The organism is Nocardiopsis kunsanensis DSM 44524 (assembly GCF_000340965.1).
GTDB lineage: Bacteria > Actinomycetota > Actinomycetes > Streptosporangiales > Streptosporangiaceae > Nocardiopsis > Nocardiopsis kunsanensis.
Genome location: NZ_ANAY01000006.1, coordinates 21,017 through 42,696 on the forward strand (window position 1 = coordinate 21,017; position 21,680 = coordinate 42,696).

The 21,680-nt window shown below is 66.5% G+C and carries 15 protein-coding genes and 1 pseudogene; 7 read left to right on the top strand and 9 right to left on the bottom strand.

All coding sequences use genetic code 11. The features are described 5' to 3' along the window. Positions 1 to 50 precede the first annotated feature (50 nt). From D456_RS0104505 to D456_RS0104520, 4 genes are read left to right on the top strand one after another with little or no spacing between them, the layout of a single operon-like run. Positions 51 to 2,186, top strand: coding sequence for a lantibiotic dehydratase family protein (locus D456_RS0104505; protein WP_017574962.1), 2,136 nt, complete (start codon positions 51 to 53; stop codon positions 2,184 to 2,186). Further along, on the top strand, positions 2,183 to 3,427 hold the full coding sequence (locus D456_RS0104510) for a lanthionine synthetase C family protein (protein ID WP_017574963.1): 1,245 nt from the start codon (positions 2,183 to 2,185) through the stop codon (positions 3,425 to 3,427). Before D456_RS0104505 ends, D456_RS0104510 begins: the two co-directional genes overlap by 4 nt. Next, the gene (gene fxlM / locus D456_RS0104515) at positions 3,417 to 5,441 is read left to right on the top strand and encodes a methyltransferase, FxLD system (protein WP_017574964.1); all 2,025 of its coding nucleotides are present in this window, start codon (positions 3,417 to 3,419) and stop codon (positions 5,439 to 5,441) included. Before D456_RS0104510 ends, fxlM begins: the two co-directional genes overlap by 11 nt. Next, positions 5,438 to 6,619: a hypothetical protein gene (locus tag D456_RS0104520; protein WP_017574965.1), complete on the top strand. Its 1,182-nt coding sequence runs from the start codon at positions 5,438 to 5,440 to the stop codon at positions 6,617 to 6,619. The genes fxlM and D456_RS0104520 overlap by 4 nt, the downstream gene beginning before the upstream one ends. A gap of 66 nt (positions 6,620 to 6,685) precedes the next feature. Here D456_RS0104520 and D456_RS26495 read toward each other — a convergent pair. The 7 genes and pseudogenes from D456_RS26495 to D456_RS0104555 all read right to left on the bottom strand — a co-directional run. Further along, positions 6,686 to 7,346, bottom strand: a pseudogene (locus tag D456_RS26495) (IS5 family transposase); the annotation flags it as partial. Between the two features lie 147 nt (positions 7,347 to 7,493). Then, on the bottom strand, positions 7,494 to 8,228 hold the full coding sequence (locus tag D456_RS25465) for a PaeR7I family type II restriction endonuclease (protein WP_083904511.1): 735 nt from the start codon (positions 8,226 to 8,228) through the stop codon (positions 7,494 to 7,496). 9 nt (positions 8,229 to 8,237) lie between these two features. Next, positions 8,238 to 9,911 (bottom strand): Eco57I restriction-modification methylase domain-containing protein, encoded by a 1,674-nt coding sequence (locus tag D456_RS0104530; protein WP_204366768.1) that lies wholly within the window; start codon positions 9,909 to 9,911, stop codon positions 8,238 to 8,240. A gap of 499 nt (positions 9,912 to 10,410) precedes the next feature. Then, positions 10,411 to 11,718 carry a nucleotide-binding domain-containing protein gene (locus tag D456_RS0104540; protein WP_017574969.1) on the bottom strand — a complete coding sequence of 436 codons (1,308 nt, stop codon included), beginning with the start codon at positions 11,716 to 11,718 and terminating at the stop codon, positions 10,411 to 10,413. Further along, on the bottom strand, positions 11,715 to 12,263 hold the full coding sequence (locus tag D456_RS0104545; protein WP_204366769.1) for an SLATT domain-containing protein: 549 nt from the start codon (positions 12,261 to 12,263) through the stop codon (positions 11,715 to 11,717). Before D456_RS0104545 ends, D456_RS0104540 begins: the two co-directional genes overlap by 4 nt. Before the next feature lie 776 nt (positions 12,264 to 13,039). Beyond that, positions 13,040 to 13,498: a hypothetical protein gene (locus tag D456_RS27995; RefSeq protein WP_394297267.1), complete on the bottom strand. Its 459-nt coding sequence runs from the start codon at positions 13,496 to 13,498 to the stop codon at positions 13,040 to 13,042. Positions 13,499 to 13,934: 436 nt separating this feature from the next. Further along, positions 13,935 to 15,413 carry an FAD-binding oxidoreductase gene (locus tag D456_RS0104555; RefSeq protein ID WP_026115568.1) on the bottom strand — a complete coding sequence of 493 codons (1,479 nt, stop codon included), beginning with the start codon at positions 15,411 to 15,413 and terminating at the stop codon, positions 13,935 to 13,937. A 616-nt stretch (positions 15,414 to 16,029) separates the two neighbouring features. Here D456_RS0104555 and D456_RS0104560 point away from each other — a divergent pair. Then, entirely contained in the window at positions 16,030 to 16,491 is a 462-nt protein-coding gene (locus tag D456_RS0104560) for a nuclear transport factor 2 family protein (protein WP_017574973.1), read from the top strand. A 105-nt stretch (positions 16,492 to 16,596) separates the two neighbouring features. Here the strand turns inward: D456_RS0104560 and D456_RS0104565 are convergent, their stop codons facing one another. Further along, the gene (locus D456_RS0104565; protein ID WP_017574974.1) at positions 16,597 to 17,664 is read right to left on the bottom strand and encodes a DUF2157 domain-containing protein; all 1,068 of its coding nucleotides are present in this window, start codon (positions 17,662 to 17,664) and stop codon (positions 16,597 to 16,599) included. A 587-nt stretch (positions 17,665 to 18,251) separates the two neighbouring features. Here D456_RS0104565 and D456_RS26805 point away from each other — a divergent pair. Beyond that, complete coding sequence (locus tag D456_RS26805) at positions 18,252 to 18,428, top strand: hypothetical protein (RefSeq protein ID WP_160166716.1); 177 nt, start codon at positions 18,252 to 18,254, stop codon at positions 18,426 to 18,428. Positions 18,429 to 18,681: 253 nt separating this feature from the next. Next, positions 18,682 to 20,718: a BCCT family transporter gene (locus D456_RS0104575; protein ID WP_026115569.1), complete on the top strand. Its 2,037-nt coding sequence runs from the start codon at positions 18,682 to 18,684 to the stop codon at positions 20,716 to 20,718. Between the two features lie 35 nt (positions 20,719 to 20,753). On the opposite strand, the gene D456_RS0104580 is transcribed toward D456_RS0104575, so the two are convergent. Further along, on the bottom strand, positions 20,754 to 21,659 hold the full coding sequence (locus D456_RS0104580) for a formylglycine-generating enzyme family protein (protein ID WP_017574977.1): 906 nt from the start codon (positions 21,657 to 21,659) through the stop codon (positions 20,754 to 20,756). Positions 21,660 to 21,680 lie beyond the last annotated feature (21 nt).

Here is a 21,680-nt window from a genome sequence, read left to right on the forward strand (position 1 = left end):
GTTGGTCCGCTCCTCGCACGGGAGCGGACCGCGATCAGACGGGAGGGCACATGGGCGAGCGCGGCAGGTCCGAGTGGCGAGTCACCGGCCGACCGATGGTGCGTGCGGGCCTCCTGCGCCTCCCGGAGATCGAGGACCCCGACCTGTCGAGCTCGGACGTCCCGGCATGGGTGGAGTGGCTCCGGCGGGTGTGGCACTCTCCCGGGTTCGCCGAGGCCATCAGTCACGCTTCCACCGACCTGGACCGATCCGTCACCACGCTCCTGGCGGCCGGACCCGACAGCGTCGACGTCCGAAAGGCCCGCAAGACCGTCCGGGCCGTGCTGGGCTACGTCGTGCGTTGCCGACACCGCACCACCCCCTTCGGGTTGATCGCCGGCGTCGCCTCCGGCAACTTCGCTGACTCCTCCGGTGCCCGGTTCGGCGAGGACCACTGGTACTTCCTACAACCGGGTGGGGCGTGGGTGCGTGAGGTCGCCGACCAGAGGAGCGCGCTGCCCGAGGTGCGCGCCAACGCTTGTGTCGTGGCCGCGCACTCCGTGGTGCTCCAGGGCGACGAGGTGGTCGTACCGCAGTGCGGGCGGCCGGACCATGCCCGCTCGGACGAGGCGCGCATCAAAGCCACCCCGGAGGTACTGCACGCACTCGAGCGGGCTCGCCGCCCTGTCCGTTGGGGTGCACTGGTCGAGTCCGTGTGTTCACTCCATCCCGACGCCCCCGCGCAGGAGGCCGAGGACATGGTCCTTCAGATGGTGCGGGCCGGTGCGTTGATGACGGACCTGAGCCCGTCCCAGACCGAGGCGGATCCCCTGCGCCACCTGGCACGGGGAGCCCGCCCGGCCCCGGAAGGCCTCCGCCTTGAGCAAACCGCGGATTTGTTGGCTGTGTGCAATCGTGCGGGCGCCTCCTGGGACCGGATGCACAAGGTCAGCGAAGAGCTGGCCTCGATCTCCGGTACACAGTCGATCGGGGTGGACGCCCTCGCGGATGTGAAGGTCGATCTTCCCCCGTCGGTCACAAGCGCAGCCGAGCACGCCGCGCACCTGTTGGCTGCCCTGTCCGCTCACCCGGAGGGGCTTCCCGTCTGGGAGGGGTACCGTGAACGCTTCGTCGACCGCTACCACGGCTCCCTCGTGCCGGTCAGGGAACTCCTCCATCCGGAACACGGGTTGGGTCCCCCTCCCGGTTACGGTGCACCCGCTCGGAACATCACGACCGAGCGGGACCGGCGACTCCTCGCCTTGGCGCAGGAGGCCGCCCTGCGTGGGGCCGCAGAAGTCGTCCTGGACGATCAGCTCCTCCACGACCTGGCACCCGGTACTCGGGCGAGCCCTCCCGACCACACCGAGCTTCACCTGCGCGTGGACTCACCCTCGCCGGCGGCGTTGGACAGCGGCCGGTTCGGTCTGGCGGTGCTGGGTGCCTCCCGAGGCATGTACACCATGGCCGGGCGGTTCATCGGCCTGACCGGCCAGTGCGCGCACGCCCGGCGAGCCTTCCACGGGGTGGGGCGAGCTCTGCCGGTCCAGCTCTCGTTCCCGCCGAAGCGGGCCTCGGACGCCCACGTCGCCCGCACGCCCCAGCTGTTGGAGCACGTGCTCCACGTGGACGAGTTCCCCTGGACCGCTGGGGCGTTGACCCCGGACGGTCTCGCAGTCGGTGACGACGGTGAGGAGCTTTTCCTTTGGTCCAGGCGCCTGCAACGTCGGGTCGAACCGGTGGTTCCGCACTCCTTGAACTGGGTCCACGCACCTGCGATGGCCCGTTTCTTGGCCGAACTGCCCCGGGCCGGCCGCGCCGTACTGACCGGCTTCGACTGGGGCCTGGCCCGTGATCTGCCCTTCGTGCCGCGTCTTCGGTCGGGCCGGCTCGTGCTCTCCCATGCACGGTGGCGGGTGCGGGCCGCCGATCTTCCACGGGCCGACCGACCGTGGAACGAGTGGAAGAAGGCATGGCAGTCCTGGTCCCGAGGCCGTGGCCTGCCCCGGAGGGTCGAGCTGGGTGCCGGTGACCAACGCCTACGCCTGGACCTGGCACATCCGGGCCATCTCCACCTGCTTCGTTCACACCTGAGGTCCCAAAGCCGTGCGGTCCTGACCGAAGCCCCGTCGGAGAACTCCCACGGGTGGTCCCACGGACGCCCCGTGGACGTCCTGCTGCAACTCGTCCGAGGGGGTACAGCGTGACGAGCACTGATGTCGAACACGCCTCGGCCGTGGCCGCGCACATCGCCGAACGGCTGGCCACTCCCGAGCAGGCGCGGTATTGGGCCGGTGACAGCTGGTGGCCCCAGTCCCTGGCCCACGGCGCGCTCGGCGTGGCCCTGTTGCACATCGAACGCGCCCGCACCGGGGAAGGGCCGTGGGAGCGAGCGCAGACGTGGTTGGAATGTGCCGTGGCCGAGGGGGTGGATGCCTCGCCGGCCGCCCACCTGTACTACGGGGCCCCGGCGCTCGCCTTCGTACTGGAGCGCGCACACCAGGTGCGGCCTTCCTCAGGTCCTGACCACGAGCGGCTTCAGACGGCCGTGACACACCTCGTGCGCGATCGTGTGGGCGAGACCGAACACGCACGCGCCACGCGAGGGCTGCCGGTTCTGGCCGAGTTCGACACGATCCGTGGACTGAGCGGGCTCGGCGCACTGCTCTTGAGCGGCTGCGGGCCGATGCCGCTGGTTCAGAGGGTGCTGTCCTACCTGGTGTCGGTGACAGAGCCAGCCGACGTCGACGGAGTCCAGGTGCCGGGGTGGTGGGCCCCGGTCGGCCCCGCAGGTACCGAGGACCCGGCCTTCGCGGGCGGGCACGCCAACACCGGGATCGCGCACGGGATCTGTGGGCCGCTGATCCTGCTCTCGCGCGCGTTGGTCCGGGGCATCGAGGTCCCCGGACAGGTGGAGGCCATCGATCGCATCCTGGCGTGGCTGGACCGGTGGGAGCAGACCGGCGCGGAAGGTACGTGGTGGCCGTACTGGGTCACCCTCGAGCACCTACGCGGAGAATCCCTGAGGGGCCCGCAGCGTCCGTCCTGGTGTTACGGCGCAGCCGGGATCGCCTATGCCCAATCCGTCGCCGCGTCCGCCCTGGGTGATGAAGCTCGTTCGCGGGCCGCCGACCAAGTGCTCACACGGGTTCTCACCCGCCTGCCGCAAGAGCAGGCGATCGTGGACCACTCGCTGTGCCACGGCCAGGCCGGTCTCGCGATCCTCGCCCGAGCCAGTAGTCACTCCGCCCCTCCCCCACTGTTTCCGGAGCTTGCGCATGCCGCGCCGGACGTAACGGCCGAGAAGCTGCTGGCCACGTCCGGCATCGGCCTGTTGGAAGGAGCCGCGGGTACCGGGCTGGCCCTGCACACCCTGTCCCGCTCTTCCTCCGTGGGGTGGGCGGGCTTCCTCCTGCTCGAGGACGAGGAGCACGACCGTGCAGCATGACGACCACCCCCAGGTACTCATCGAATGGGCCCACTGGCCCCAGGCCGAACAGGGCGGGCAGACCTTGCTGTCCGCACTGGACCAGCACGGGGCCGCCTCCGACCTGACCCGGTGGTGGTTCCTGCGCAAGCACCCGCACTGGCGCCTGCGCTACACCGGCACACGCCAGGCCCGCGCCTTCATCGACGCGCTCCTGGAAGACCTGCGCCGATCCGGGCACGTCACAACCTGGACGCACACCCTCTACGAGCCCGAGACCTCCGCCTTCGGAGGCGCCGCCGGACTGGAACAAGCCCACGGCCTCTTCCACCAGGACAGCCGCCACCTCTTGGCCTACCTGGAACTGGTCAGCTCCGGCCACGAGGTCCTGGGGCCCCGGGAGAGCGGCCTCCTGTTGGGCTCGACACTGCTGCGCGGCGCCGGCCTGGACCCCTTCGAACAGGCCGATACCTGGGCACGCCTGAGCGCGCTGCGCCCTCTGCCCGAGGCCTTCCGCCCCGACGCGGTGCTGCGCTCACACGTACGCACCCTGGCCACCACCGACCCCCGCTGTTTCTCCCCCGAGAGTCCGGCCCACCCCTGGAAAAACTGGGCCCAGACCTTCACCGAGACCGGACGCCGCCTGGCCGACCTCGCCCAGCGCGGCCGCCTGTCCCGAGGGCTCCGGGCCGTCCTGGCCCATCTCCTGATCTTCTCCTTCAACCGGTGGGACTTGTCCTACCGCGACCAACACATCCTGACCGCGACCGCTCACGAGGTACTCATGACCGACCACACCCCGACCACCACTTCTCCGACCCAGTTCGAGGAACTGCACACCCGGCTGGTCGACCAGCTGCGCGAGAACGGCTCGATCCGCAGCCCGCGCGTGGAGGAGGCCTTCCGCGCCGTGCCACGCCATGCCTTCCTGCCCCACGCCACCCTCGAGGAGGCCTACACCAACGCACCTGTACACATCAAGTACGACGAGACCGGTGCCTCGATCAGCTGCGGTTCCCAACCCGGTGTGGTCGCCATGATGCTGGAACAGGCCGCCATCGAACCCGGCATGCGGGTGCTCGAACTCGGCGCCGGCACCGGATACAACGCCGCGCTCCTGGGCCACCTGACCGGACCGGAAGGGTCGGTGACCACCATCGACGTGGACGACGACCTCGTCGAAGGAGCGCAAACGCGCCTGAAGGAACACGGCATCACCAACGTCGAAGCCCTGCTGGGCGACGGGGCCCTCGGCCACCCCGACGGGGCGCCCTTCGACCGCATCATCGCCACCGTGGGCTCACACGAGGTGCCCCGGGCGTGGGTGGATCAGCTGGCGCCGGGCGGACGGTTGATCACCCCGGTCCGTATCGCTGGGGACGTGAGCCGCTCCATCGTCTTCGAGGCCGACGGCGACCGCTGGTCCTCCCTCGAGAGCGCCTTGTGCACGTTCATGCCCCTGCGCGGCGATATCGGCGACGACCGGCGCACGGTTCTGGCCCTGGACGAGGACGCCACAGTTCATGTGCAGGCCAACCAGGACCAGAGCATCCACCCCGAACAGGTCCGCGGCATCCTCGCCGAGCCCTTCGAAACCGTGTGGAGCGGCGTCACCTTCGGCAAGGGCCAGCCGCTGGACACCCTGTGGCTGTGGCTGGCGACCCATCTGCCCAACCGGCTCTCGCGCATGCCCGTCCAGCGCACCGCCATCGACACCGACCTCGTGTCCCCAGGCCTCCCGTGGGGTGACATGGCCGCGGTACCGGTCGGTGAACGGGGCCTGGCCTACCTGACCATGCGCCCTGCCCCCACCGAGGAGAGCCGCCACGAACTCGGCGTCATCGCCCACGGCCCGGCCGCCCGGCCGCTGGCCGAGGACATGGCCGACCTGGCCCGCGAATGGGACCCGCACCGCCACGACGAGCTCGCGTTCACGCTGTCCTACACACGCGAGAGTGGCGCTCCCACGCTCACGCGCCGGGTTCTGCACCGAGAGCACTCCACCCTCGTCGTCACCTGGGAGCCCGCCCGGTGAATCAGGACCGCTGGTTCCCTCTGGTCCCACGCAAGCGTCCACCGGCCGAGCCGATCGGCACACGGGTGGAGCGCATCCTGCGCGACGCCCAGCTCGCCCACGAAGGTAACGGTCAGGAAGCCGCCAACGGGCTGGCGCGAGCATTCAACGGGGCAGCGCTGATCGCCTCGGACGCCCACATACCGGACCTGGCGCGCACCTGGTGTTGGGAGCACGCCGAGCACTACCTCGGCGACCTCCCACTCACCAGCGACCGCGCCTGCCGGGCGCTGGAACCGGTGGTGAACCTGGCCCGGCTCGAGATCCGAGCCGGGCAGCCCGACCAAGCCCTGCACATCCTGGAAGGGCTTCTGCGCGGTCTGCGTGACGGGACACCGGTGCGGGTCCACGACCGCATGCTGCCCTTGGACCGGATCACCCGAACCGAGAGCGAGCGCGCCGAGGTCTACCGGTGGGCATGGAGCGTGTACCTGGGCGACGGTATGCGGGCCCTGGCCGCGCAGGGCCGATGGCAGGAGGCCGCCGAGCAGGCACGTCTGCTCGGCGGCCTCGGCCAGAGGCTGTTCGACGGACGCCAGGTCACCATCCTGGCCCGGCTCTACGACGGCGAAACTGCGCAAACCCTGAGGCTGCTCGAGGAGAGCGAGGTCCACGAACCCTGGGAACGCTGCGTACAGCTTCTCCTACGTCTGCGTTGCGACCAGGAAGCGGAAGGGGGCCAAGAGCTGGTCGATACCATCCACGGACTGGACACGCCGCTGTTCGCCACCCGCGCCGGCCTCACCGCGTTTCCGCTTCTCGCCCGTGACCAGCCGCTCGCCGAGGGGTTCTTGGACCGGATGGTCGAGACCGCATCGACCGACGGCTACGCAGCCCGGGACCTACTGGATGACATACGCGTCGACCTCGCGGGGACCCAGCGGGAGTGCTTGTCGAAGGTGCGCGACGAGGCAGGGCTCGGGCCGAGCACCCTTCCCGATGAACTCCTAAGGCAGCTTCGGCGTGCCCTACAGGAACTGACAGCTGAGCAGTTCGCCACATCCGCTACTGACCTGGCCATGACACCTACTAACGAGTTGGTGCGTAATAGCGGGTGGGGCATGGTCATCCCATCCGCGATGCTTGTCAGACGTTCGCGGTGCGGTCCGAGACCAATCCGGCGATGGCCCGATAAGTAGCCGGGAGATTCTCTCGCCGGTGCGTCCAGCGCGTCAACTACTTCCAACGCTTGTGGTCGGGCCAGGGGCCATGGTGCGCTCGACCTGCCACCGATGCCGGCCCAACCGTTGCGAAGAATCCACCCCCTTGCGAGCCAGGCGGTGGACGATCCCGCGTTCGCGGAACCATCGGCGCAGAAGGTCGTAGTCGTATCCCTTGTCGCCGTGGAACTTGGCCGACCCGCGCCGTCGGCGACCGCGACGGGAACGCACCGGTGCTGTTCCTCGCACCAGAGGTTGCAGCGCCTGGCTGTCGTACAGATTCACTCCGATGACCATCGAGAGAGGCAATCCTCCCCGATGATCAGGTGGATCTTTGCGCCTTTCTTTCCCCGGTCGACAAGGTTTGGGCCGGTCAGGCCCCCTTGAGTACGCGTATGTTCACCGAGTCGATCGCGCACCGCGACCAGTCCACTTCACCACGGGAGCCGAGTTCGTCCAGCACCAGACGGTGCAGCTCGGCCCAGACGCGGGCCCGGCTCCACCCGGTGAAACGGCGGTGCGCGGTGAGCCTTGAGGGGCCGAACACCGGTGGGAGCCGGGCCCAGGTGCAGCCGGTGGTGGTCACGAAGACGATCGCGGCCAGAACCTCGCAGTCGCCGCATCTACGCCGGCCGCCGCCCTGAGGTCTGGTGGGTGCTTGGGGCACCACCTTTTGGAACAGCTCCCGCAACCCGTCCGGCACCAGTCACTCGACCATCGACATGGGGTCGGGCTACAGAGAATCCAAATGAGATGACCTCTTACTACCTGCACTTTCACTCCGACACACACTCATAGAGGCAATACATGCCGTGGCCTCCGCAGGCGCACCAAATCTCCTCCTGGCCATTTTTCACGCCTCGTTGGGATACCCCAACTCCCCCAGGTAAGAAATTCTGCTGCGCACCCCAGCCGCAAAGTGCGCCCAGTTAAGCTTTTCCACCGGCTCAGATGGCGCCGGAGAGTTTTTTGAGGATGTAACGTAGCAAACAGAATCATACAGCGATTCGTCAACTAGCCGCTGGCAGAAAATACCGAACCTGTCCTGGTAGGATGTCCCATGCCATATGGATTCAGGCGGGAGAGCTCCCTTTTTCGCGATACTAACCGGACCCTGGGAACCTTTGGCATCTTCCATGATAAAGAAGTATCCCAACCACGGCTTCTCACCTGGATACAGCTTCGCCAAAGCGGCATGCCGGAGGTCGACGGCACTACCCAGCGCTTCTTCTACTCGGTTATTGTAGTTGTTGCCAAATGAAGGGCCACCAAGCGCTTTGAGTTCGAAAGCTGCCACCAGCGTGTCCTGCATACTGACTACCACGTCCCACTGTTTCTGCGGTCGAAAGTAACCAGGAAGCTCCAGGCCTTGCTTCTTCTCAACCCGAATAGAATCTTTGGGGTAACCAGCTTCGAGGAAGAACTTCGCGATCAGCCCTGCGACGCTGTCGAAGTGTTTGCCGGCCCGCACGGAACTAGCTGTTCCAGCACCGACCGCTCCTTTGATCTTGGAAAGATCGTTCTGCTCGCTTTTCATGCCCCAGTATTGGGCGATGGCGTCCTCGAAGTCCTGACGGGTGACGGCCAACCTGTCCTCCTAGTCGGGAAGATGATCCAGGCCGTAGGCTTCCAGCGCCGCTTGGGTTGCTGCTTCCACGTCACGGTTTCTGAAGGCCTCGACCAGCTGCAACCGGACCTTATCGCTCAAGTCGGACGCTTGAGGAACCCGGATCTTGCGCAAGTACTGGGCCTGGAACCGCAAAGTTCCACCACGCATCTTGACCGCGTAGGCCTGCACGAAGGCCTGTGCGACCTTGGAGATCAACAGCCCTCCCAGAACCTCCAGGTCCCAAACGTCAGAGACGATGTAGTAGAGGTTATGGTGAGGGTAGACGCCCTCTTTGTCGAGCACCGGATGGATGGTGGTCTTCATGTCCGGCAGCAAAAGCTTCGGCTTGCCCACCAAGGCATGATCAATCTTGTCGATGGTCTTGTACCAGCGCTCAGGCTGCTGGACCGCGACATAGCGTTTGCGAAGTTGGGCAGCGTTCCGTGCGAGGTAATCCCGCAAGCGCGGGAACCGATCCAAGTCAACCAGAGCCCCGTGCCGGGTCCAGGGGTTGACCAGGTAGTACCCCTGCCACTGGTAGGTGCCGGTCTTGGTGTCGCGGACCATAGCCAACGGCAAGAGCCGGTCTTCCTCCACAAGGTTGGCATCGGTGGTGATGAAGACTTTGTCCGCGCCGGTGGCTACCCCAATGCCGACTCGTGTGCCGACCGTGCGGTCTTCTAGAACGCTGAACCGGTCGTTGAGGTCTTCCAGCATAGCCAGGCGTGCTGGGGAAGCTGCGGGCCAGAGTTCGGTTCCGGAGAACCAGTGCGGCAGCCGTGCTGCTTGGTAGGTCGGTTGCTCGATGACCTGGCTTTCGGATTCCAGGTTCCAGTTGTAGAGCTCCCGTGCCTCAGCCTGGGAGAAACCCTTCCTGGTGTCGGCTGCCACAGCGCTGCCCTGTTGTCGCTTGCTGATGATGGTGATGGCGGGGTATGCGGATACTTGTTCCTCGAAGGCGTCCACGTCATGCATGGTCAGCACGAAGTCAACGCTGAAACCGGCGGTTACTAGCTTGCGTAGACGTGCTCCGTACTGGTTGTGCATCCATCGGTCCGCGCAGATGAACCCGAGTTGACCATGTGCTCGAAGGGTGCGCAATGCGGCTTCGAAGAAACCTACGTAGATGTCAGCACGACCGCCCATGGTAGGACATGCTGCCCGGTATAGCGCCATGCGCTCGCGAGGGACATCTTCGAGGCGGATATAGGGCGGGTTGCCGACGACAAAGTCCACGGCCTGGCCGCTGTGGGCTGTCAGAAGGTAGTCACCCTGGAAAATCCAGGCTTGTACAACACTCTCAACCGACGATCCATCCCACCCTTCGGCCTGCATTTCGGCACGGACTAGGTCGCGGCTAATCTGGACGTTCGCTTCGAGAAGGTCGAACGCTCGCAGCGCTTGCTCGGCTTCGCCTAGGTCACGGTTGTGGCGCTTGCAGGATGCGCTAAGCCGTCGCACGATCGGACCGAGGAACGCTCCACCTCCGCATGCGGGCTCTACGATCGTGAACGTGGCGAGGTCACGTTCTGGGGTGTAGCCCACCAGGTCCAGGATGAGTTCAACGACCCATCTGCGGGTGAAGACTTCTCCATGCGTGATGGCTTCACGCATGGAGGCGGGGAGCCGTTCAGTGGCATCTCGCAGGTCAACGGTAGTCACGACCCGATCCTATAGCCTCACCGTCCCCACCTGATCACGTTAAGGCTTCTGGCTTCGATGTGTGCCTCGGGTGCGTGGTTGAGGAGGGGTGCTTCGCTAGGAACCGGCACAGGACATGAACCCGCGCCAGTTCCTGTCAGCCAGTGCACCGCCACAAGCCTTGTCAGAGCTTCGACGCTCTTGTCAACCTGGCCGACGGCCTGTGCTCGATGCCCCAAGCCGTCTGAGCCTTCTCTGGGACACCTGAACAGTTACCCACGCCAGCTCAGCGGAGGTCTCTTGGTCCTCACCGAGGTCGGCAACGACGTTGTGACCAACGGCGAACTCCGGATGCCGACCAGGGAGATCGCCGATGCTGCTGGCCTGTTCGAGTCGGTGTTTCCGAGTGAGGGTTGAACGCTTCCCGGTGTTGCTTGCGATTCCGCCTTCCAGAACAGTCTTCTGAGAACGAGGACCCCGCCGGGCCTCAAAGGCCTCGTCATGTACCGGCATAAGGCACCTACGAATCACTATTCGGCTTAACGCTGGTGTTGCTGATCGGGACGCCGATGCGGTCGCGAGCGACGACGACGCCGCCCTTGACGACGTAGCACTCGACAACGTGCTCACCCTTGAAGTCGGAGTGTTCCAGGCGAACGCCCGGCTTGCTCGACCCGACGATCTGACCGCGGACCGTGTTCCGGCGCTCAGCCTCGGGACCTCGATTGAGCACCTTCCACTTGAGCTCATACGGCTGCGGGACGGTGCAGCTGGTGACCAAGAACTTCAGTCCCTTGTTGGACTTGAGTGGCACGCCCGTGCGCAGCATCTCTCTCAGCCGAGTCGGTCGCCAGCCGTTCTGCGTGACCTCGCAGTCGATCAGGACCGTCCCTGAGATGTCGACCGAGTACCGGTCCTCGATGAACTCCTCGGTGTCCCGGTACGATTTGGCTCCCTCGCTGACGGCCAGAGGCACGGACGTCCCGAAGATCTCGCGCCACTTCTTGTTCGCCGCCGCCTTCCCTGCCTTCTCGATCGCATCGAGGCAGTGACCGTACGCCTTCTTGGCCTTCGGTTGGAACTTCGCTTTCACGTTGACCCGCTGTCTACTGCCCAGCGCCAGGTAGTAGTCCTTCTCCGGCTCGTCCTTGAGGAACGCGAAGAAGTCGCGGGCCATAAGGTCGAACGAGCCCGTCCCCGCCGAGTCGTAGTCATCGGTCTGCGCGAAGAAATTATGCACCAGGGTGTCGATGAGCAGGCCGCCCATGTTCACGCCGTTCGCATTCTTCCATGCCCGCGCCATCCGTGCCAGGTGGCGCATATTCGTCGACGTGCGGTCGTTGCACTCCTTGGTCGCAGCGATCTCCTCGCGCGGCTTGGTGACCTTCCAACCCTCGGCAACCGTGTCCGGGTAGTCGAAACTGCCGTCAGAGTTCTTGAATGCCGGCTGGACCTCGAACTTGAAAGCGTTGCTCGTGAACTGCACTCGCACGACGCACTGGTCGACGCGGATCTCAGTGTCCTTGTACCGCGTCTTGAGGTCGTCCCGGACGCGCTCGAGCATCCGGCGTGGTCCGGTGTCGCTGCTGTAGTCCGAGCGGATCCCTGGCGGGAGTATGAAGATCATGTCGAGGTCAGACACGCCCTTGATGGCTGTGTGCCGACCAAACGAGCCGACCATGAGCTTGTAGTCGGTACGGCCTTCCTTGGACCGGAAGTCCTTATTAAGCGCCTTGGTGATCTCGTCCCGGCGGGCTGCGATCATGGTAGCTGTCTTGCCCACTTTAAGGTTCTCGAGTAGGGCATCGAAGATCTCGGACGTCTTCATGAATGGGCCTCGCCTTCGTCGAGCCGGAGCGTCTCGGGGAGCAAGAGGTCGATCTCGCGGGACGTGAACGTCATCTCTTCGTTGTTTTTCAGTCCGTCCTGAGCCCGCTTGAACGCCTTGGTGCTTGTCCTGGGCGCGTCGGTGTACACGTCGCGCGTGAACTGCTGGAGTTCGTCGCGGCGCTCCCTGGCCTCCACCTCGGAGACGGTGCTGGACATCAGGTCGGCGATGAGCGAGATGTAGGACTCGCGGACGTCCCACAGCCGCGAGGCTATGTCTCGGTGGGCGTTGGACTCCTCCTCGAACTTGAAGGTCTTCGCTCCGAGGCTCATCCAGCTCACAAGCAGCGCGATGGACGAGGTCGCGAAAGTGGTCAGCACCGGGTTGCCCAACAATCCGACCATGGCGGCCAGGAAGGTGCCGGAGCTGATCGCGGTGAGGGCGATGAGCACGCCCTGCTGCCACCGGTGCTTGCCGAAGCATATGTCCGCCTGCTTCTCATGGGTCTTGTGGCTGTACACCACTCGACCGAATGACTCGCGCACCTGCGCCAGCAGATACGGTTCGCTTTCGGGTACCGTTCCTCGCTCGTCAGCCAATCCGCTCCGATCATCGTCGTGAGCGCTTCCGCTTTGGAACCCCCGGTCTCCGACTCCCGGAAGGGCAGCCACCGTCGATGATCGCTGCGCGCCCTCCAAGTATGGGCGGGGCCACTGACACACGAACGGTGCGGCGGTGTCGAACTGTCATGGACCGCCAAGCCCTCGCGATTCAACTCACGTAGGTTCGGGCACGTGGAGGCCAAGAACGACGATGCGCGCAGCCTCCTCGAGGCCGCGGTAACCAAGTCAATCGCACTCCGGCCGATCCCGAAGGAGGCATTCCTTCCGGCGCCGTCGCAGCGGCTGACGCGATCCGAGTCGTAGCAGCCCCCCGATCGATCCCATCGAGGGCACCTGCCCGCACTCCTTGGCCCCTCGGGTGAAAGCCCAGGAACTGGCGGGTCTGCTCCATCCGTCCACACCACCACCGTCACCACCGACAGTTTTGCACCGGCCCCGTCCAGTTCCTGGGCCTGGCTGGGACGCAGGGTGTGGACGGTATGGACCATCTGCTGGAGGTGTGGATGCCTATCTTTTCGCCGTGTGACAGAAGGTGGTTCCCCGCTCGTGAGGGCCCTGCGAGGTGCCATCGGATGCTGCCAGCGGCCGGTGTGTGCTCCGTTTGTGCTCCGCGGTCCCGTACTGACGTGACACCGGGCGGCATGGCATGTCATCCGGCAACACCACGAATCGGTCGGGGTGACACGCAACACCACGAACTAACCCCAGGAGACAGCAAAGCACCGGACTTCTAATCCGATGGTCGCAGGTTCGAACCCTGCCGGGTGCGCAACAAAACCCCAGGTCAGACGGGGTGCATTCTCTCGTCCCAGGCAGATTCTCACACTGACGGGCCCCGGTGGGGGCCGAGAAATGCTCCGTGTGTGCTCCACAGCGCGAGGTCGATCGCCGCGCGCAGCTCCTCCTGGTCCAGGGGGGGTGTCGTTGAGCAGGGCGTACAGGACAGCGCCGTCCATGTACACCGCCGTTGCCCGGGCCGCTGCCGGTGAGGTGTGGTTCGACAGGATCGTGGTCATGCCGTGGACCCACCGCCGCGACAGCGGCCTCAGGTCGGGCTGGTGCACTCCCGCGAAGTACAGGACGTTCTCCGCCAGCACCCGGTCCCGGTCGGCCAGGTAGAGGCACAACTGCTCGGCGATGGCCTCCAGTGCGGCCACACGTAGATCGTCCAGGGTGGCGAAGTAGTAGGTGGTGGCCTCAGCGGAACCTGCGCGCGTTCAGCGACCCGCCGATCGGTCAGGACGGCCGGGCTGTGCACGGTCATCTCCTGCACGGCGGCCTCGATCATCGCCCGGCGGCGGCCCTCGGGATCCTTGCGCGCGCTCATCCATGGCCCCGGCACGGTGCGGGGCGCGTGGTCGACAGCGACATGGTGCGCCCTCTTCTTCCAGTACAGATGTACAAGATAAGAAAGATGCTTCCCGTGTTGTGTGCCACGAAGCGGGAGGGAACCCCATCCCCGCAGATCCGTGCTTCTGCCGGGGCAGCACCGGCCCGGAACCGAGCGCGGATCGTGCTTCCCTCACCAGCCATTCGACGGACGGGGCTCCGCTCCCGCAGGGGGCACTCCGACGGACCCCGCCGTTGCAGCCGTCAGCCCGGCGGGATGTTGTGCGTGAGCCGGAACATGTTCCGGCTGTCGACGTCCGACTTCACCGACACCAGGCGTTCGTATACCTCGGGCGTGTACGCGCGCCGGACGTCGGCCGGATCCGCCTCGTCGCCGGACAGGAAGTTGACGTAGGCACCGCCGGTACTCCATGGTTCCATCGCCTCGATGAGCAGAGCGCCGTAGTCGCGTACCCCCTCGGCCTGCTCCGGCGGCACCACTCCGATGGTGAAGAACGTGAAGGCGGCATCGCGATGCCCCACAGCGCTCGGCACCTCGGGTTCGCGTGCCAGGGCGCCGCCGAGCTGGCGCACCTCCACCAGGTCCATCGGCGAGTCCGAGGCGGACCCGGCCAGGCCGATCATCGTCTCGATGGCCTCGTCAGGCAGCTCACACAGAAGACCCGTGCGCTCATGGGCCGGGATCGGCCCCTCCGGGTCGCTGTGGATAAGGTCCCAGTTGGTGAAGGGCATCTCGTCGACGGTGTCCAGCAGGACGGGGGCGACGCCCCGGAGCGGTGCCACGATCCCGGCGCCTTCCGCCGCATCCCCCACGAAGGACACCCGCACGCTCACCACGAGCCGACCACGCACGTCCTCCGGCAGCGGCGCGTCCGGCGGGGTCCTCATGAACGCCGCCGAGGTCGTCACGCTCTCCGGGGCTGCTGCGGCCCAGTCACGCCAGAACGGAAGCACGTCGGACGCCGCCTCAGCGGGGTAGAGGATCGCGCCGGCGTAGAGCGTCCGGACGGGGAAGAGTCCGAAGTCGAGCGAGGTGACGATCCCGAAGTTGCCCTTTCCTCCCCGGGCTGCCCAGAACAGGTCCTGCGCGCGCTCCGGTGTGGCCACCCGCAGTTCGCCATCGGCGGTCACGATCTCGAAGCGCGACACGTGGTCCGCGGCGTATCCGTGCAGCCGGCCGAACGTGGGGCTCAGCCCGCCACCGAGCGTGTAGCCGACGGCGCCGACGCTCACCGACGAGCCTGCGAGTCCCGCCAGCCCGTGGGGCGCAGCGGCCTCCGCGATGGGGCCCCACTGGGCTCCGGGGCCGATCCGCACCGAGGAGGACCGCTCGTCCACCCGGATCCGGTCCATCTCCGCGGTCGAGACGAGGATGCCGCCGTCGAAGGAGACCGATGCCTGGTGCCCCGTCGCCATCACGCACACCGGCAGGTCATGGCGTCCTGCGTACCGCACGGCCTTCTGCACGTCCTGCGCGTCGCGGGCCAGGACCACCGCTTCCGGCCTGCGCGTCACCGTGGTGTTGAACCCGGCCACCGCCCCGTCGTAGCCCTCATCTCCCGGGTACAGCCAGTTGTCGGGGCGACCGATCCCGTGGGCGGGGGCGCCGACAGCTCCCAAGGCACCGGTTGCTCCCAGCACCCCGCCGGCCCGCAACAGTGTTCGTCGGTCGATGCCTTTACTCCTGGGGGGCTGGTCTCCTCGATCGACCTGTTCCGTCATGCATGTACCTCTGGACTGTCGCGGGGCACGTCTGTGGCCCCTGTCTCTCAACTCGCCGCACCCGGCCGCGGACGAGGGTCGGGGGTTCCTCTCGGGGCCACGTTCGGGTGACACGGTGCACCGGACCGGTACGGCAACGCACGGATCCCGGGGTCGACCACCGGATCGGCCTCGGGCACCACTGGAGTACCACTACGGGCAGCCCGAAGTTCGACCGACGCTCCGGTGAGACCACGAACGAGTGGCGGTGTGCCGACTCCGCCACCACCTCTTGCCGGAAATATTCGGCGATGTCTCTGCTTCCGAGGCGCACCGGGCCGAAACAGAGCAGACTTGCCCGATCGGGGTGCCTGGACATCTGCGAGTTCTACTGCGAAGGGTCCCGAGACCCGTACCGCTGGGTCGGGCGGCGGGGACCGGGGCCGACCACTAGCGGACGTTCGTGCTCAGTTCCCGGGGCCGCCCTCGCAGAAGCATGCTTCGCGGACACAAGCCCCTGTTCCTCGCTGATCGGCTCCCCCCCCCCCGCGTGGGCCTCCTTGCAGCTGGGAACAGCGTTCCCTACGGTGAGCGGGACCCGTCGGGGACGAACGTTCTCCCCGAGAGAGAAGGTGCCGTGAACCAACCTCGACCTCCCTTCCCACCGTTCACCGAGGAGACCGCGCTCCAGAAGGTGCAGGCGGCCGAGGACGCGTGGAACACCCGCGATCCACACCGCGTGGTCTCGGCCTACACACCCGATTCGGTCTGGCGTAACAGGGACCTGTTCCTGACCGGCCACGAAGAGATCATCGGCTTCCTGACCGCCAAGTGGGAGCGAGAGCTCGATTACGCGCTGCGCAAGAGCCTGTGGGGCTTCCGGGGGAACCGTATTTCGGTCCGGTTCCAGTACGAGTGGCACGACACGTCAGGCCAGTGGTGGCGCAGCTACGGCAACGAGTTGTGGCAGTTCAGCACGCAAGGGCTGATGGAACGGCGCGAAGCCAGCATCAACGACGTACGGATCAACGAGGCCGAACGGAGGATCTTCGGCCCTCGCCCTGAGGACGAACACGGCGCCGACCTCCCCCTCCGTTAGCAGGCGGAGCATCGACGAATCGGCGATCATCCGGTGTTTTCCTCGAGGGCCGACAGCACCTCCCCGATCGTCACGTCTTCTCGTACGACACCGGCGGTGAGGTGCTCACAACAGCCCTGTACGGGGGCGGTCCGGTCTCGCGGTGGCCCGGTGGCGCAGTCGGATGCCGGCCGCGCTGGCGATGAGCAGCACGGCACCGGCGACGAACAGGACACCGGCGGCCGATACCTCGCCGTCGGTGAGCTCCCAGACGAGCCGCGGGACCGCGACGGTGGCGGCGAGCACCCCGAACACGAGCGCCGCACCGGGGCCGCGTGCCGTCGTGCGCCAGAGCGCGAACAAGGTGAACAGGGCCGCCGCGACGGCGAGCTCGGCGGCGTGGTTCACCGGCGTTTCCAGCATCAGGGCGCCCGTGTAGGAGGTCACCGCGCCGAGTCCGACCGCGGTCCCTCGCTCGCGCAGCACGCCCACCACTGCGAGGGCGCACCCTGCCGCGCCGAGGAGGAGCAGACCGGTACCGGCCGCTGAGGAGGCGATCTGCCATCCCGTCCCGGTGGAGGTGAAGCCGTCCCCTTCGACCGGGCCGACGATCTCGCGGACCGCCTCCTGCACCCCGAAACCGACGAGGAATGCGCTCATGCCCCAGACGGCCACGAGCCCGGGTGCGGAGCGCAGCAGCGCGTAGGCGGCCGCGGCGACGGCCAACCCGACGGCGGATGCCCAGGTGGCCTCGCTGGGCACGAACCCGGGGGGCAGCGCTTGCCCGACGGCTTCGGCGACGGCGAAGGCCGCGGAGAGCGCCGCCAGCGCGAACAGAGCGCCGCCAATCCTTCGGCGGGCCCGGGACACCTCCGCCGACCGGCGCAGCAGGGCCGGGCCGCCGGCCATTGCGAAACCCGCGACGGCGAGCACGGCGGCGACCATCGTGAGCAGTGTGGTCCGCGTCCCGGTCTCCCAGACGTCCCACGCGGTAACCATGAACGTGCCCACGGCCGCCAGTACGAGCCCGCCGCCGACGTAGCCCAGCACCTCCGCCCAGCGGACCCTCGCCCGGGGGCTCTCCTCGGTCGCTCTCAGGGCGGCGGCCACCGCGTCGGCCTGCTCGTGGTCGATCACCCCCTGCTCGACCAACTTGCCCAACGCCTCGGCGCAGGTCCCGTCTCGGGCCTCCATCAGGCACCACCTTTCCACCGGCCAAGGGCCGTCCTCTGCCGTCCGCACGCACCCGGTCCCGTGACAAGACTGCCTTGTCGCCCCTGAGGCCACCACTCCCCCGTCCCGACGCAAAGCAGTCCCGCTGTCCTGAGCGCCGCACCGACTCCTCCGGGCAGCGGTCCCGATGGATCGGTTTCCTGGTGAAGGTGTGTATTCGTGACGGTGAAGGGTCGTGGAGATCACTCCCAGAACGGCCGGCACCGTGCGCGGGTCGTCTTGGACGAGTTCGCCCTTTCAGCGCCCGGCTGCGAATCCGCGTGCATACTTCAAGACATGCGGCCACACACGAGCGCACCTGCCGTGAAGATTCCGGGGCCAGGACTCGAGAGTTACCGACCTTTCTCGACTGCGGCACCCGATACCATTCTGGGCAAGTGTCCGGGCAGAACTCGGACCGCAATACAACAGGCACGACAAAACCCGATCCAAGAATGACAACAACGATCCTGCACCCACCCCCGAAACAGGCGTGCAGGGAAATTAGGATATCGAATTTCGAGTCAGTAAGTTGACAGTATCCTACTGTACAGTTAATATATTCAATTATGTCGGAATTCGCATCGTTGGAGCAGCGCCGCCCCGGGCACGGGCCCACGAGGCGCCCTACGGTCCGAGCCGTACTGCGTGAGCAGGCCCGCTCCCACGCCCGGACCGACACCGTCGGCCACGAGAACGACTCGTGGGCGGGTGTCGCCATCGGCTGGTTCGGCGGAGAGCCGTAAACGAGCGCGCTCCGGGACACCGAGTCAGCGCCGACAGGAACGCTGCCTGACGCCCGGCACCAATATTCCCCACGGAGACACGTGTGCGCACTTCTGTGCGCGCTCTGCGGCAATGGCTGCCGCCTCTGGCGGGACCCGGCGAAATGACCGCCGATTCTCAAATCTCTTTGATTCACTTTCTCAACGTGCGTCCGCGCCTACCCAGGCCCGATCTGCACCTCTACTTGAAAGCTCATGGGGGGCTGTTTTAATCATGCCCGAAAAACCGCATAAAGGTGGAGAGCAACCGGACCACCGCAAGAAAGCGCACAAGAACGAAAGAGGAAAAGAAGAAGCCTCGGACCCGAAGGCCCGGGCGGGTTACAACGCCTTCGGCAGCTTGGACTACTGGCATCCCAAGTATCCCCACGACACACACCCGGTCCTCGTTCCAGGCATTGCGATCGACGAGCAGCGCCGCCGCTACCGGATCGACTGGCTCGTGTTCGCGCTTGCGGGCTCGCTGACCGTCGCTTTTGTCGTCTGGGGCATCCTGGCACCGGGCAACGTCGCCGCAGTGGCCGAGACCGCCTTCTACTGGTCGACCGACAACCTCGGCTGGATGTTCAATGTCGTGGCCATCATCGTGCTCGCCTCCACCGTAGGCATAGCGCTCTCCCCCTACGGGAAGATCCCGCTGGGCAAGGACGGGGAACGGCCCGAGTTCAGCACGTTCTCCTGGACGGCCATGCTGTTCGCCGCCGGACTGGGCGTGGCGGTCCTCTTCTGGGGCCCCTCCGAACCGCTCGGCTACTTCGTCTCACCGCCTCCGCTGACCAACGAGCCCGAGTCGGTCGAGGCCATGCACACGGCCCTGGCCCAGATGTACTACCACTGGGGCTTCCACGCGTGGGCCGTCTACGCGCTGGTCGGCGGCGCTGTCGCCTACGCCGCCTACCGCCGCGGCCGTTCCATGCTCATGTCCTCGGTCTTCCGCGCACTGTTCGGCCGGAGGCTCACCGAGGGCTTCGCCGGAAAACTCGTCGACATCTTCGCGATCGTCGCCACGCTCTTCGGAACCGCCGCCGCTCTCGGTATCGCGGCGATGCAGATCGGCTCCGGCGTCAGCATCGTGTCCGGTTCCGGGGAACTCACGAACAACACCCTGGTCGTCATCATCGCGGTCCTGACCGTCGGGTTCGTCGTCTCGGCCGTCTCGGGTGTGGCCCGGGGCATCCGCTACCTGTCGAACCTCAACATCGTGCTCACGATCGGCATCGTTGCGATCGTCCTCTTCCTCGGCCCCACCCTGTTCCTCCTGAACCTGCTTCCCTCGGCGGTCATGGAGTACATCGGCTCCATGTTCGACATGATGGGCCGGTCGCTCTCCTGGGGCCCGGAAACACAGGAATTCCAATCGCTGTGGACCGTCTACTACTGGGCGTGGTGGATCTCCTGGTCGCCTTTTGTCGGCATCTTCCTCGCACGTATCTCCCGCGGCCGCAGCATCCGCCAGTTCACCCTCGGAACAATCATCATCCCGTCGTCGCTGCTCTTCGTCGCCTACGGAGTGATGGGCGGTACCTCCATCTGGATGTATCGGGACGGCGCACCCGGTATCACCGGGGACATGCCCGCACCCGAAGTGCTGTTCGCCCTCATCGACAACCTCCCGTACATCGAATGGCTGCCTTATGTCGTGATCCTGGTGCTCGCGATCTTCTTCATCACCGCCGCCGACTCCGCGTCCGTCGTGATGGGCATGCTCACTTCGCAAGGGGACCAGAATCCCCGCCTCTGGGTGGTCGTCTTCTGGGGCCTGGTCATGTCGGGCATCGCGATCGTGATGCTGCTTCTCGGCGATGTGATGGCGTTGGAAGGCCTGCAGCAACTCGTGATCGTCACGGCAGTGCCGTTCGCGCTCGTGCTGCTGGTGTCCGTCGTCGCGTGGTTCAAGGAACTGCGCACCGACCCTCTCGCCCTGCGGATGCGCTACGTCGAGACCGCGGTGAACAACGCCGTGACCGAAGGGGTCGACCGGTACGGTGACGACTTCTGCCTGAAGGTCGTGGAAGCCCGCCCCGGTGACGGGGCCGGCGCCGGTATCGACTCCACCGACGAGAGCTACACCGGTTGGTACCAGCGCACCAACGAAGACGGCGAGCCGGTCGGCTACGACTTCGTGACCGGGGAATGGGCCGACGGCTACGACGCGGCCACCGGTGAGATCCCGGAGGTCCCCGCCGCAGAGCTCGCAACGGCGCGGGAAAGCACTCGCGCCGAAGGTGTCGGAGACCGCGACCGGCAATGAGGAGCACTGACCTCACCGCCCTCGGCGCCCGCCGTTCAGCCGGCGTCGAGGGCCAGTCGGAAACCCGTGTGGCCCAGGGTCGTGTCCGCGGTCACCGCGGTGCGCGCGGAGGTCCGGTACCGACGGCAGTACGAGGCGTGGCACATGTAGGAACCGCCCCGCAGTACAGGCCGTCCATCGCTCCCGCCGAAGACACCGCTGGTCCACTCCCAGACATTGCCCGTGGTGTTGTACAGCCCGTAGGCGTTGGGGGCGAACGACGCGGCCGGAACGGTACCGACCGGTCCGGTCGGGCCGTCCGGGAAATCACCGGGGAAGGTGTTCATGCGCACCGTCCCGTCGGGTTCCCGTACGGCGCCCCAGGGAAAAGGCTGTTGTTCGAGGCCGCCACGCGAGGCGAACTCCCACTCGGCCTCCGACGGGAGCCGGGAACCGACCCACTCGGCGTAGGCCCTCGCGTCCCGCTGCGACACATGGGTGACCGGGTGTCGGGCGCGGGACTCCGCCGAGGACCCGGGGCCTTCGGGCCGGTGCCAGCAGGCACCTTCGACCTGACGCCACCACGGCGTCTGCGCGACCGCCGGGGCACTGCTGCGCAGCTTCTCCGGCAACAGCCCCTGGAACACCAGGGAGTCCCCCCACTTCTCGGCATCGGTGCGGTGGCCGGTGTCGAGCACGAAGGCGGCGAACTCGGCCACTGTCACGGTCGTCGGCGCGATGGCGAAGGGCGCCACCCGCTCCTGTCGGACAGGGCCCTCTCCGTCCTCGGGATAGGCGAACCGGTCCGTGCTGCCCATGAGGAACGTGCCTCCTGCGAGGCCGTTCATCCGCAGCTCGCCGTCCGCGGCAGCGGCAAGGCGCTCCAGCACCTTCCTGTCGGCGCTTCCCGAACCCCCCGGCCGCTGGTCGACCGTCTCGCGTACGGGACCGCAGCAACTCATTGGAACCCCTTCGTTCCGTCT

Coding starts and splice junctions, on each gene's coding strand:
- D456_RS0104505 (WP_017574962.1), top strand. CDS start 51: ATGGGCGAGCGCGGCAGGTCCGAGTGGCGAGTCACCGGCCGACCGATG.
- D456_RS0104540 (WP_017574969.1), bottom strand. CDS start 11,718: ATGAAGACGTCCGAGATCTTCGATGCCCTACTCGAGAACCTTAAAGTG.
- D456_RS0104555 (WP_026115568.1), bottom strand. CDS start 15,413: ATGACGGAACAGGTCGATCGAGGAGACCAGCCCCCCAGGAGTAAAGGC.
- D456_RS0104565 (WP_017574974.1), bottom strand. CDS start 17,664: ATGGAGGCCCGAGACGGGACCTGCGCCGAGGCGTTGGGCAAGTTGGTC.
- D456_RS26805 (WP_160166716.1), top strand. CDS start 18,252: ATGTCGGAATTCGCATCGTTGGAGCAGCGCCGCCCCGGGCACGGGCCC.
- D456_RS0104575 (WP_026115569.1), top strand. CDS start 18,682: ATGCCCGAAAAACCGCATAAAGGTGGAGAGCAACCGGACCACCGCAAG.
- D456_RS0104580 (WP_017574977.1), bottom strand. CDS start 21,659: ATGAGTTGCTGCGGTCCCGTACGCGAGACGGTCGACCAGCGGCCGGGG.